The 13001-nt window shown below is 68.1% G+C and carries 10 protein-coding genes and 1 riboswitch; of the genes, 6 read left to right on the top strand and 4 right to left on the bottom strand.

The window, feature by feature from the left end:
* Window positions 1–122: 122 nt before the first annotated feature.
* Window positions 123–351: riboswitch (cobalamin riboswitch) on the bottom strand.
* A gap of 301 nt (window positions 352–652) precedes the next feature.
* Entirely contained in the window at window positions 653–1309 is a 657-nt protein-coding gene (gene rdgB, locus KF745_06075) for an RdgB/HAM1 family non-canonical purine NTP pyrophosphatase (protein ID MBX3357978.1), read from the bottom strand.
* Between the two features lie 88 nt (window positions 1310–1397).
* Between rdgB and KF745_06070 the strand changes: the two genes are divergently transcribed.
* The 5 genes from KF745_06070 to KF745_06050 all read left to right on the top strand — a co-directional run bounded on the left by KF745_06070 (window position 1398) and on the right by KF745_06050 (window position 7823).
* Window positions 1398–2942: an aldehyde dehydrogenase family protein gene (locus KF745_06070; GenBank protein MBX3357977.1), complete on the top strand. Its 1545-nt coding sequence runs from the start codon at window positions 1398–1400 to the stop codon at window positions 2940–2942.
* The gene (rpiA, locus tag KF745_06065) at window positions 2932–3666 is read left to right on the top strand and encodes a ribose-5-phosphate isomerase RpiA (GenBank protein MBX3357976.1); all 735 of its coding nucleotides are present in this window, start codon (window positions 2932–2934) and stop codon (window positions 3664–3666) included. The genes KF745_06070 and rpiA overlap by 11 nt, the downstream gene beginning before the upstream one ends.
* Before the next feature lie 431 nt (window positions 3667–4097).
* Window positions 4098–5111 (top strand): type II secretion system protein, encoded by a 1014-nt coding sequence (locus tag KF745_06060; protein MBX3357975.1) that lies wholly within the window; start codon window positions 4098–4100, stop codon window positions 5109–5111.
* 160 nt (window positions 5112–5271) lie between these two features.
* Window positions 5272–7041, top strand: coding sequence for a glycosyltransferase (locus KF745_06055; protein MBX3357974.1), 1770 nt, complete (start codon window positions 5272–5274; stop codon window positions 7039–7041).
* 110 nt (window positions 7042–7151) lie between these two features.
* Window positions 7152–7823 (top strand): hypothetical protein, encoded by a 672-nt coding sequence (locus KF745_06050; protein MBX3357973.1) that lies wholly within the window; start codon window positions 7152–7154, stop codon window positions 7821–7823.
* Window positions 7824–7845: 22 nt separating this feature from the next.
* On the opposite strand, the gene KF745_06045 is transcribed toward KF745_06050, so the two are convergent.
* Complete coding sequence (locus KF745_06045) at window positions 7846–9333, bottom strand: NADP-dependent isocitrate dehydrogenase (protein ID MBX3357972.1); 1488 nt, start codon at window positions 9331–9333, stop codon at window positions 7846–7848.
* A 177-nt stretch (window positions 9334–9510) separates the two neighbouring features.
* On the opposite strand from KF745_06045, the gene KF745_06040 reads away from it, so the two are divergent.
* Window positions 9511–10173: a DinB family protein gene (locus KF745_06040; GenBank protein ID MBX3357971.1), complete on the top strand. Its 663-nt coding sequence runs from the start codon at window positions 9511–9513 to the stop codon at window positions 10171–10173.
* Window positions 10174–10195: 22 nt separating this feature from the next.
* Here the strand turns inward: KF745_06040 and KF745_06035 are convergent, their stop codons facing one another.
* A complete protein-coding gene (locus KF745_06035) occupies window positions 10196–11194 on the bottom strand; it encodes a threonylcarbamoyl-AMP synthase (GenBank protein MBX3357970.1) in 999 nt (332 codons plus the stop codon).
* A gap of 21 nt (window positions 11195–11215) precedes the next feature.
* Entirely contained in the window at window positions 11216–12997 is a 1782-nt protein-coding gene (locus tag KF745_06030; GenBank protein ID MBX3357969.1) for a TolC family protein, read from the bottom strand.
* Window positions 12998–13001 lie beyond the last annotated feature (4 nt).

Genomic DNA, 13001 nt, shown 5'->3' with positions numbered 1-13001 from the left:
GATTCGCGCGCGACGGTCCCCGGGACTTTGGTGCCCTCGCGTGGGGGAGTGGGAATGGTCGGTGCGCGCCGCCGCGGGGAACTCGCGGGGCGAAGCGCCGACGCCCCTTGGTCGCGAGGGCGGACACGGCAACAGTCCCTGGCAGGTCTTCCGGCTTCAGGCGGCGAGCCCGGCCTTCCCGTCCCCGGCGAGCGGGGGCAGTGGCCATCGGTGGGGCTCGCGGTTTCGTGCCTGTTTACGGCGGCGCGTCCGCGGTGGAATGGGCACTGCACATGCAGGGCCGGCACCACGCTTCCCTTTTCAGCCCCATCGGCCATTTGGCTTTGGGGCACCAAGAACGCCGGTAGCGTAAGCCCGTGGCGGGAGCAGTCAAGGGAGTCGTCGCGGTACGCGGTACTGGGGGGTGGCTGCATTGGCTGGTCCCTTGTGCGGTTGGGCTGACGCCGATCATGGGCAGCGACGAGCAGCCCTACCCATGGGGCCAGGTGCGCGTCTGCGCGCACAACTTCGACACGTGTGCATGGCGGAAGCGGGGCAAGCCGCTGCGGCGGCGGCGGTTACAAGAATCTGAGAATTCCTCGTCCTTGCCGCGCGGGGCGCTCGCGGCGCGCGCACACCCGTGACCATGCCAGGTACTGGCCAGCCCGGTGAGCTACCTGTTCCTCATTGACCGCAGCAGCAGGGCCATCTCTCGCGCCGCCCCCGACCGGTGGCTCACCCGGTTCTTCTCGGCCGCGTCCAGTTCCGCGCCGGTTTGGGAAAACCCGGGAGCGACGAGGAACAGTGGGTCGTACCCGAACCCGTTCGTCCCGCTCGGGACACGCGGCGGGATCCCGATCCGTCCCTCAAAGGCGCCGCGCGACGTCGCGAGAATGGAGCCATCCGCACCGGCGAGCGCCATGACGCACACAAACCGAGCTGTGCGCCGCTCGGGCTCCACGCCGGCCAGCTCCCGCAGCACCCGCTCGTTGTTCTGCCGGTCTCGCTCGGCGCGGGAGGCGCCGGTCTCGCGGCCATCGGTGCTGTAGTGCGAGGAGATCACGCCCGGGCGTCCATTCAGCGCATCGATCATCAGCCCCGAGTCATCCGCCAGGCAGGTGCGACCGGTCTGACGGGCGTACGACGCCGCCTTGATCGCGGCGTTGGCCTCGAAGGTGGTCCCGGACTCCTCCGGTTCGCGGAAGCCTCCGGCGGGCGCCGAGAGGTCGGCGAGGCCCACGACCGGCACGCCGGCGAGGGCGAAGATCTCGCGCAGTTCCTCCACCTTGTGAGGATTCGCGGTCGCCAGCACGATCGGGTCGCTCGTCATCCGCCGATCCTACCCCCGGGCGTCCGGGGCCCGCAGGAACCCCAGAACCCCCCAAGTCCGGGCCTTGGCCGCGCCTAACATGCCGCTCATGCCCTCAGATCTTCTTCGTCAATTGGGTGTCACCGACGATCCGCGATTCGTCGCTTCGGTCTCCGGGCGTGAGAAGCCCGACACAGGCGTCGTTGCATCAGTGAACCCGGCGACGCTGGAGGTGCTCGGCGGGGCCCGGCTCGACACGGCCGAGTCGTACGAAACGACGATTGCAGAGGCGACGGAGACGTTCCGGGCGTGGCGGGAGGTTCCGGCCCCGGTCCGTGGGCAGGTCGTCCGGGCGATCGGCGACGAGTTCCGCCGCCACCGCGAGGCCCTGGGCTCGCTGGTCAGCACGGAGATGGGGAAGATCAAGGCCGAGGGGGTGGGCGAGGTGCAGGAATCGGTGGATATCGCCGACTTCGCGGTAGGCCTCTCCCGACAGCTCTACGGGGCGACGCTGCCGAGCGAGCGTCCGAACCACCGGATGCTGGAGCAGTGGCTGCCGCTGGGCCCGATCGGGGTCATTACGGCGTTCAACTTTCCCAACGCGGTGTGGGCGTGGAACGCGATGCTCGCGGCGGTGTGCGGGGATGTGGTGATCTGGAAGCCGAGCCTGCTGACGCCGCTGACGAGCATCGCGACCAACGCGCTGGCGGACCGGGTGGCGTCGACGATGGGGCATCCGGGCGTCTTCCGCCTGGTGATGGGGACCGACGAGGTGGTGGGCGAGCGGATGATCGCGGACCGGCGTCTGCCGCTGATCAGCGCGACGGGCTCGTGCCGGATGGGCCGGCGCGTCGGGCAGGTCGTGGCGGGTCGCCTGGGGCGGACGCTGCTGGAGCTCGGCGGCAACAACGCGATCATCGTCAACGAGGATGCGGACCAGGAGTTGGCGCTGCGGACGATCGTCTTCGGCGCCGTCGGCACGGCCGGCCAGCGCTGCACCACAACGCGCCGGCTGATCGTCCACGAGAAGATCGCCGAGTCGTTCGTGGCCCGGATCGCCGGTGCCTACGGGCAGATTGCGGCGAGGATCGGCGACCCGATGAAGGCCGGCACGCTCGTCGGTCCGCTGGTGAACGAGCGGGCGGTAGAGCAGTACCTGCACGCGGTGCGCACGGCCAAGGAGCAGGGGGGCACGGTGCTCGCGGGCGGGGAACGGGCGTTGCCCGGCGGCCTCAAGGGCCACTTCGTCCAGCCCACGCTCATCCGGGCGCCGGCGTCGAACACCCTGCCGATCGCGCAGGAGGAGACGTTCGCCCCGATCCTGTACGTCTTCACCTTCAAGACGCTCGACGAGGCCATCGCGCTGCACAACAGCGTGGACCAGGGCCTCGCATCGGCGATCTTCACCGAATCGATCCGCTCGATGGAGCGGTTCCTGGCTCCCTCGGGCGCCGGGAGCGACTGCGGCCTGGCCTACGTCAACCTCGGGACCTCCGGGGCCGAGATCGGCGGGGCCTTCGGCGGCGAGAAGGACACGGGCGGGGGACGGGAATCGGGATCTGATTCGTGGAAGGCGTACATGCGCCGCCAGACGTGCACCATCAACTTCTCCGGCAAGTTCGAACTCGCACAGGGGATCCGCTTTGAATCGTGAACCCAACACCGCCGATGCCCTGGCCGAAGCCGTCGTCGCCGAGGTCCAATCCGGAATGATCGTCGGGCTCGGAACCGGCCGCACCGCTTCCCGCGGCGTACTCGCCCTGGCCGATCGCGTGCGCGAGGAGAAGCTCGACGTCCGTTGCGTGCCGACGAGCCACGCCACCGAGACGCTCGCCCGGGCCCATCGCCTGAACGTCATCGACTTCACCATGGTCGAGCGGATCGACCTGCTCTTCGACGGCGCCGACGAGGTCGATCCGGCCCTGCGGATGGTCAAGGGGGCGGGCGGGGCGTTCGTCCGCGAGCGGATCGTCGCCTCCGCGGCGGACCGGCGGATCTACATGATCACGGATGTCAAGCTGGTCGACCGCCTCGGCACGCGTGCGACGCTGCCGGTCGCGGTGCAGTCCTTCGGGTTGTCGTCGATCCGGCGGCACCTGCGCGAGGCCGGTCTCAACGGCGTCTTCCGGCGCGGGCTCGACGGCCAGATGTTCCTCAACGACAACGGGAACCTGGTGATTGATGTCACGATGGGCGACTACGACCCCGAGGAGCTCGCCGCGGTGCTCGACGCGATGCCGGGCGTGGTGGACCACGGCCTGTTCCTGCACGAGTGCGACGAACTGGTCATCGAGTCCAAGGACGGCATCCGGCGGGTGATCCGGCAGGACCAGCCGGAGTCCGAGGGCGGCTGCGGCCAGGGCTGCGGCTGCCACTGACGTTCCGGTTCCGGCAACCGTTCCGATCGAGATCTTGCAACTTCTGGCTGACCTGATGCAACCGCGGACCGACCGGTCATCGGACTGTTATATGACATTCCGTTTGACTGCACGTGCAGAGTGGCGTGCGCAGGGCCAGGAGCGTCGCAGCATCCTGTACCCATCGTCCTCATGGTGACCATCGCGTCACCCGCGTTCTTCCCGCGACGAGGCCCCCACACGTCGACAACCCGACCGGCTTAACGCCCGTGATGCGGCAGCGATTGTCGTCGAGTTCACGCGGCGGATCGAGCCACGCACCTCATGCGCGATCGCCGCGCCCCGGTCACGGGCGCCCGGGATCGTCGGCGCGATCGGTCTGCGCACGAGGGTTCTTAGGGGAGGGGGGCGTGTCGCTGTGATGTCGGCAACCAACGTCGAAAGGACAACCAATGAAGACCAGAGGTCTTCCAATTCAACGCGGATTTACGCTTATCGAACTGCTCGTCGTGATCTCGATCATCGCACTGCTCGTCGGCCTGCTGCTCCCGGCGCTCAGCCGGGCCACGCAGGCCGCCCGGGCCCTGAAGGATGCGAACCAGGTCCGGTCGGTCATGCAGGGGATGATTGTCTTCGCTCAGGCCAACTCGGATTCCTACCCACTGCCGTCGCGGCACGATGCGGGAGACGGCACCATCGCCTCCAGCAGCGGCGCCAGCAAAGACAACACCGGGAACATCCTGTCCATCCTCATCTTCAACGGCGCGTTCCTGCCGGAGATGGCGGTCAGCCCGTCGGAGTCCAACACCGGCCAGGTGAAGCGGGACGAGCGGTATCAGTACACCAACCCGGAGGCCGTCTCCGCGGCCGGGGGCGTCCCCGCCAACGGCTCGGGCGCGATGTGGGACCCCGGCTTCGCCGGCACGCCCGTCGATCCAGGGACGTACCGCCGCCTGGACGGCAACGTGAAGGTGGCGCACCAGTCGTACGCGCACCAGATCCCGCTGGGGCGAAGGCTCTCCCGGTGGAGCAGCACGTTCGCGACCACCGAGGCGGTCATCGGCAACCGCGGGCCCGGGTACAGCGAGATCGTGTGGCCGACCTCCGGGCGCTACACGCTCAACTCGCCGACAAGTCCGGTCCCTGGCGTGACGTCCAACACCCTGCTGATCCACGGCGGGCGCAACACCTGGGAGGGCAACATCGGCTACAACGACGGGCACGTCACCTTCGAGACCAAGCCGGCGCCTGACGGCGTCAACTACCGGCGAAACGCCTCGGGGTCCGGCCCGCTCACCGTCGCCGACAACTTGTTTGTCGATGAGCAGGACGACGCCAGTGCCTCCATTCAGACGGACGGGAGGCTCAAGTCGAACGCGCTGTTGAGGCCGGTGGCATCGCTCCCGGTCAACACAGGCACGCTCACGACCGGGTCGTCCGGTTCGGTCAATCTCTGGGCGGACTAGCGCCGGGTCGTCGTGGGCTGTCCAGCCGCGAGGCCTTTGACGCGCGGCCGATCGGCTGGACTCTTGTGGGGGCTTGGGGCAGGGCGTGGCCCGGCGGAAACGCCGGGCCCGCCACTTTGGCCAATACTGGCCATGGCACGCGGTATGCTTAGGTGTCACCATGCGCATCGTTCTGGTCAACTGGGCCCCGATCTGGGATGGAGCCCGATTCGGTGGTGGTGTCAACGGCTATTGCCAATCGCTCGCACTGGAACTGGTGGAGCGCGGGCACGAGGTGGTCAGTCTGTTCGGCGGTTTGGTGTATGTGCCGCGTCCGCGACACTGTTTCGTGCGACGTCACGACGATTGGCTGGGCGTCCGGATCTTCGAGGTCATCAACTCGCCGGTGCTCGCGCCGTCAATGGCGCAGTTCGCCGAGCCTGCGGGCGAGATCGCCCAACCGGAACTGGAGCGAGTTCTTTCGAATCTGTTCTGCACGCTGCGGCCCGACGCCGTGCATTGGCACAACGTCGAAGGCTTCAGCGCCGGGTGTGTGAGCGCCGCGAAGCGTTCCGGCGCCAGGGTGATCTACAGCCTCCACAACTACCACACCCTGTGCCCGCAGGTCACGCTGACACGCGAGCACCGGTGGGCCTGCCACGACTTTGACGCCGGGCGTTCGTGCGAGACGTGCGTGAAGTCCGAGCCGCCCGCGGTTGAGCGGGCCAGGCGCGAGGCGGACTACCAGCGGCGGCACGCCGAGGAGTCCGCCGCGGGCGCGGGCGAGCGATTGCGGGCCGAGTGGGGGTCGTTCAAGCACGAACTCTCGTGGCCCAAGCGGATCATCGTGAAGGCTGCGCGGGTGGCTCACGCGGCCCTGGACGTGCGGCGGCTGCGAGCGGGGCCCGATGGCGGCATCTATCTTCCCGGCCGGCCCGTCGTGGAGGCGGCCGATGTGCGCGGCGCCCGACCGCACCGGGGCGACGAATCGCGAGGCCAGGCGGCGGCGATCGCGTTCGAACGCTCGGCGCCACCCGTGCGAGACCCGCGCGACAAGCCGGTGCTCAACATCCTGCAGCCGCGGGCGCTGGGCGCCCCAGGGAACGCCTACGCCACGCGGCGGCGCGCCATGGTCGAGATGCTCGCGTCCTGCGACAAGGTGTTGGCGGTCTCCTCTTTTGTCCGCGAGATGTACGCGTCGATGGGGGTCCCCGGCGACCGGATCGAAACCATGCCGATCGGATCGCGGATCGTGGGTGTCGCACGGCGTCACCGGGAGTTGCTGTTCGATCCTCCGCCGTTTGACGAGCGTCCGGCGACGCAGCAGAGGCCGGTCAGGCTCGTATTCCTCGGGTACAACCACTTCAACAAGGGCCTGCCCCTGCTCGCCGAGGCGCTCGGGCTGCTCAGCGCTGATGTGTCGCGGGCGATCGACCTCTCGGTGTTCGCCCTGGGCGGCGAGACGATCGAGTGGCGGTTCCGACGCCTTGAGCCGCGCCTCGCGCGCCTCAGCACGGCGCACGGTTACCAGATCCACGACATCCCCTGGTGCCTCGGTGGAAAGGACCTCACCTATGTCGGGAGCACATGGTGGGACCCGGGACCCCAGACGGTGTTCGAGTCATTTGCCTGCGGCGTGCCGGTGCTCGGCGCGGCTCTCGGCGGTATCCCCGACTTTGTTCGGCACGACCACAACGGGCTGCTCTTCCGCGGCAACGACGCCGCCTCGCTGGCCGACCAGATCGCGGGAATCGTGGCGCGACCGGAGCGGCTCAACCGCCTGAGGGCGAACGTGCGTCCGCCCAAGGACATGGCGGAGCACGCGGCGGAACTCGAGCGGACCTACTGCGGCGATGTCCTGCCGGGGGGCAGCCCCTATCCCGTGGGCGGCGATGCAATCCTGCCGATCGCCGCGCGTCGGCCGGCTGGGACGGCTTCGGCCGGTCGCTGAACGTTCGTAGGGTGGGTCTGCTGCACCACTGGTGATTCCGCCGGTACACTTATCACTTGAGATGAAGCGGGGCTCGGGGTGTGTTGCAACCACAATCAGGAGGCCCCTGCATGTCACTGCGAACCGCACTTCCAGTCGGCGTGGCCGTCCTCGGCGCGACCTGCATCGCGCATGCCCAGGTTGACCCAACGGACCGCAGCGGCCTGTGGAGGGTTTCAGCGCCCGCCTTGTTGACCGAGGGCTGCTATGACCCCTGCTTGTGCCCCATCTCCGACTTTGGACCAATCCAGGGATCGTTCGTTCTGGCCCGGGTCGCGATCGGCGATGTGTTCGATTTCTACGAGGTCCGCGCGATGATCCTGGATGCGCCGGTCGCCCAGCGTCAGTACACCGGCTCGGGCAACTTCCAGTACAGTCCATTCGTGCCGACAGAGTTCATGGGTGTGGACCTGGCGCTGAGCAACACGGAGGTGTTCCACTTCCAGGGGGAAGGTCAGGTGCCCGCCAGTCCGGACTCGATGGACTTGGAACTGGACCGCAACAATCGGCAGTGCTTCGACACGGTCATCCGCCTGGCCGCATCGCGCTGCCGCTCCGACTGGGATCGCGACGGCACGCTCGCGCCGACGGATGTGGCGGCGTTCGTGCTCGAGTGGCGCCGCAGCATCGAGCAAGGCGTCCTGGACGGGGACTACGACGGCAACGGCGCCGTGGAACCGGTGGACCTCGCATCGTTTGTTGGCGCCTGGCTCGGCGGTCTCACCGGCGGCGGGTGCTCGTAGCCTCGCCGCGGTCGACCGGCGACTACTGCCCCTGCGCCAGCGAGTACCCCTTCTGCCCGTCGAAGACACGCAGCAGTTCGTACGTGCACACGATGAACTTCTCCGCGACACGGTCCAGCAGGGCGATCGTCGGGCCCTGCCCGAACGCCCCGGCGCCGATCCCGTCGCGGAGTTCGAACCGAACGCGGTAGTAGTCCACGCACTCGGTGAACACGCTGCCCGTCGGCCACACCTGCGTGCCGCGGTTGCTGATGAGCGTGAGCTGGAACGGGGAGTCGGCGCACAGCCGGTTCATCTGCTCCGCCAGTTCGATCGTGCTCAGCCGGGTATCGAGGTAGATGTCGCACCCAACGACGTGGCTCACGACGTTCTGGAAGGTGCGGACCACAGGCTGGCTCACGGGGCGTGGACCGCGCTTGAACGTCGGCGAGCCCTGCTCCGGGACCGTCCTCGCGGGGACCGTCCTCGGCGTCCCGCCTAGCCGGTCCATGATCGCCGCGGCGAAGTCCCGCGTGCCGACCGGCGGGACGGTCGGGCTGCCGAAATCCCCGGTGTGCACGCCGGACTCAAGGGCGCTCAGCAGGGCGTTCTCGATAATCGCGGCCTGCCGCAGCAGCCCGAGGTGCCGGAGCATCATCAACCCGGACAGCAGCAGCGCCGTGGGGTTGGCGACCCCGCGCCCCGCGATGTCCGGAGCGGTCCCGTGCACCGCCTCGAAGATCGAGATGTTGTTGCCGATGTTGGCCGAGGGCGCAAAGCCCAGCCCGCCGACGAGCCCCGCCGCGAGGTCGCTCACGATGTCGCCTTGCAGGTTCGGGAGCACGATCATCTCGTACTGCTGCGGCTTGAGCACCAGGTTCATGCACAGTGCGTCGATGATGACGTCGCCCGTCGTGATCTCCGGGAACTCCTTCGCCGCGACCCGGAACCGGTCGAGGAAGAGCCCGTCGGTCAGCTTCATGATGTTGGCCTTGTGGCCGCAGAACACGGACTTGATCCCGAGCCGGCGCGCTGTGTGGAACGCGAACCGGTGCACGTCGTCCGATCCCGGCGCGGAGATCAGCCGCTTGCACTGCATCACGTCGTTGCTCAGCCGGTGCTCGATCCCGCCGTAGGTATCCTCGATGTTCTCGCGGACCACGTAGAAATCGACGTTGATCCCGGCGCGGGAGTACACCGTCTCGACGCCCGGCAGCGTGATGAAGTGCCGCAGGTTCGCGAATGCGTTCCACAGTTTCCGCGCCGTCACGTTGATCGATTTGCCGCCACCCCCCTTGGGTGTGGCCATCGGGCCCTTGAACAGCACGCCACAATCCTCGGTCGTCCGGATGGCGCCGTCGGTCAGACCTCGGGTGTTCCCTTGCTCAAACACCGCGCGTCCCATTTCCACCGGGATGAACTCGAGGTGGTCATTGACGCCGGCCTTCTCAAACACCTCCAGCACGGCGGCCATGATCTCGGGGCCGATCCCGTCTCCGGGGGCGAGGGCAATGGGCAGGCGGCCTGACATGCGGAAAACTCCTCAAGATCCCCTGTTGCAGGGGGTTACGACCAACTGGTACCCGACGCGCGGGCGCGAAGGATAGTCGTCGATCGGTCGATCGAGGGTGCCGCTTGGGTCCATGGGCGTTTGCGAAGTCGAGCGTCGGCGTCCGGCCTCGTTATCATGCGGCCGGAGGTCCACGGTATGGCGAAGAAGAAAGGTCGGAAGAAGTCCGCTCGCAAGGCAACCAAGGCATCCGCGAAGCCGGCCCGCCGACCGGTGCGCAAGCCGGCACCCAAGACCGGCCGATCACGCCGCAAGGTTTCGCCCCGGCGTGCGGGCGCTCATCGCCGGCTCCGCGCCGCCGCGCCGCCCGCGGCGAGCAGGGATCGTGCCGTCACCTCCCTGCGGTTTGCTCACACCATGCTCGTTGACATGATCAAGGACTTCCCGCTCGACAAAGTGACCTTCCAGGCTTCGCCCACCGACAACCACGTGCTGTGGACCATCGGCCATCTCGCGGCGACGTACGCCTGGTTCGCTACGGCGCTTGGTGTCTCGGCGCCGGCGCTCCCGCCGGAGTTCAACACGCTCTTCGGCTCCGGGACCAAGCCGGTCCCCGACGCCAACGCCTACCCACCCTTCGCCGAGGTGCGGAAGGCCTTCGATGCCTCGTTCGACGCCATGCTCGCCGGCGCCCTCTCGCTCCCAGATGCGATGCTCACCGCGCCCTGTGCGGTCGACACGGGCGGCTTCTGCCGTGACCGGCTCGACGCCCTGGAGAAAGCCGCGTGGCACGAAGGGTGGCACAGCGGCCAGGTCAGCGGGATCCGCCGGGCTCTTGGAATCAAGCCGTTGATGGGATGAGCGGGCGGTCGATTGCACCGGTCTAACGGAACGGCCGCGTCGCCCGAGCCAGTCGGTCCAGGACCGCCTCCCAGATCTCTGCATCGGGGTTGATGGGGTCGGCGGGCGGTGGACGCTCTACGGCGATCAACGAGGGCTTCGTCTCGTCCGCCGCGCGAAGAGTCGCGTACAACTCCTTGGCGTACCGGTTTGCATCCGCCGGCATTTGCAGCACCCGGTGCGGCGGAGGGACCGACCGGGGCTCGTGTGTCAGGATCACGATGACGTCACGGGATGAGGCGAGCAGTCGCTCGTAGTCGTGCGGCTCGAACAGCACGGCATCGCACGCGGGGGCGTAGTGCGTGTCGAGCATGCCGGGGCTCGGGAGGGGCGCCCGATCCGCCGTTCTTACGGCGGCGGCGCTCCCTGCGGGTTCGACGAGCTTCCGCAGCACTTTGGCGATCTGCGCCGCCCCGATCACCCCCGGGCGGAGCACACGGATGGTCTGCCCGTCGATAAGCACGACGGTCGATTCGATCCCCGTCGGGCACGCGCCGCCATCCAGAACAAACACATCTTCCTCCGAGAACGACTGCCGCACGTGCTCGGCCGTGGTCGGCGACACCCGCCCCGAGAGGTTGGCGCTCGGCCCGACCAGCGGACCGCCGAACTCGAACAGCAGGGCCAGCGCCATCGGATGGTCCGGGCTCCGGACGGCCACGGTCGTACCTCCCCCCGTGACCCCATCGGGCAACCCCGGGCCGCGGGGGACGACGATCGAGAGCGGCCCGGGCCAGAACGCCCGCGCGAGCGACTCGGCGTCGTCGTTCCATCCGGAGCAGACCCTGGCGGCCATGTCGCGGCCGGTGACGTGCACGATTAGCGGGTTGTGTGCGGGCCGGCCTTTGAGTTCGTACACCCGCTGCACGGCGTTCGCCGAAAGAGCATCGGCCCCGAGGCCATAGACCGTTTCGGTCGGGAACGCGACCACGCCGCCGGCGCGGAGGATCTCAACGGCACGGGCCAGGTCGTCGTGACGCATGTGTGATTATTGTGGCCCGCGCTACGGCATCGAGTAGAACGGGTTGAACGGGCTGCGGATCGCGGTTTGCGGCACGTTGGGCACGTCGAAGGTGATCCGGTTCCGCTCCAGCGAGGTGCCCATCGCCGTGAACAGCCGCGAGAGGCTTGTGTTGTAGTCCAGCAGCGCCTGGATCTCTTCCTGCTCCGAAGCCGCAAGCCGCTCCTGGCTCCGCAGGGTCCGGTCCAGGCTCTCCGGGGTGTACCCCTGGAGGTTCTCGACCTCGATCTGCAGCGCCCGCAGATCCTCCGCCGAGGCCAGGCGGGCCGCGTGAGACTGCTCGATCAGGGTGTACGCGGCGACCACCTGCGTCAGCGCGGTCTTGACCTCGCCGACCACGCCTGTCACCGCGGCGCGGTACGCGATCACCGCCTGGTTCTGCTCCAGCCGCCGCGCACCGTATTCCGCCTCGGCGGCGCGGTTGCCGATGGGGGCCTCGAAGTTCAGGCTCACCAGGAAGTTGACGAAGTTCCCTTCCAGCAGGTTGTCGTACGAGTTGCCGAGATTGTCGCCAAGAGCGCTGAAGCGGGTCTGCGCCCGCAGATCCAGCAGCGGCAGACGGGCGTTGTCCGCTACCTGCAGGCGGATGGCCGTGTCGTCGATCGAGATGATGGCCCGCTGGATCTCCGGTCGGTTCTGCAGCGCGAGCATCGCGGCATCGGCCAGGTTGAACTGCACCGGCGCATCAATCGGGACGTCCGCCGGCAGGAGCAGCGTCTCGGACCCAATGGTCCACTCGGGGTCGTTGATCAGTTGCTTGAGCCGGTTGCTGGCCTCTGTCAGCGACCGCTGTGCTCGCGTGATCTGGGCCTTGCGGGACTGCACCGCGGAGAGGGCCTGGGTGTACTGCGTCTGCTTGACGTCAAAGCCGCGGCGGGCCTCGAGTTTCCGGCGGACGTCCTCGCCCTGCTCCCACAGCCGCTCGAAGATCTTGAGTTGGTGACGGGCCAGTGCCAGGTTCCAGTACGCGTCCTCGGTGTCGGCGACGGCCTTGATCAGCGTGGCTTTGAGTTGCTGGACATCGTCCCGCTCCGCGTTCTGTGCGAGACGGACCTGCGCCAGGGCCACGTCGGACCCAAAGTTTCTCAGCAGCGGCTGATCCAGCTGGAGGGTGATGGTTGGCTCGTAGGCCGGATCAGGCACCTGGAGCAACTGGGGGGTTTGCGAGTCGGTGTACGTGAAGCCCTGCTGGACGAGGAACTGGCCACCGGTCGTCAGCCGACGCCGGAAACCGAACGTCTCATTGGCGACCTGCTGCTGGGTGGAGGTCACACCGCCGGTCAGGGATGTTGAGATCCGGGGCTCGTCCTGGCTGTTCCAGGAAGCGGTGCCCACCATGACCCAGTCGAACGCCGCTTCCGCCGCGACGACTCGGTCACCGGCGATGGCTGGGGCCAGCCGGGCGAACTGGACATCCAGGTTGTTCGCCACGGCGGAGGCGATGGCCCGCTCAAGGGTAATCGGGGCGGTCTGCCGGGCGCCATCGGGGAGCAGAGACGGCCCAAGGTCCAGCGGCGTCCCCTTGAACGATGCGAGCCCCGTGGTCCGCTCCAGTTCGTTCCGGATCTCGGGCTTGAGCCCCAGGTTGGGTACCTGGGGGTCCCTGGTGGTGGTCATCAAATCGGTGTACTTCTGGGCCTGGACCAGTTCCCGCCCGGCGGACTGGACGATCGACCGCCGAAGGGCCGTCGAGTTGTCTTCAGAAAGCGGGGAGGCACAGCCGGCCAGTGCCAGCGACGCCGCCCCCCAGAAGGCCCACCGCATGCCG

This window comes from Phycisphaeraceae bacterium (genome assembly GCA_019636655.1).
Taxonomy (GTDB): Bacteria; Planctomycetota; Phycisphaerae; order Phycisphaerales; family UBA1924; genus JAHBXB01.
Note: the sequence above shows the minus strand (reverse complement) of the source record. Positions and strands in the feature narration are given on the sequence as shown.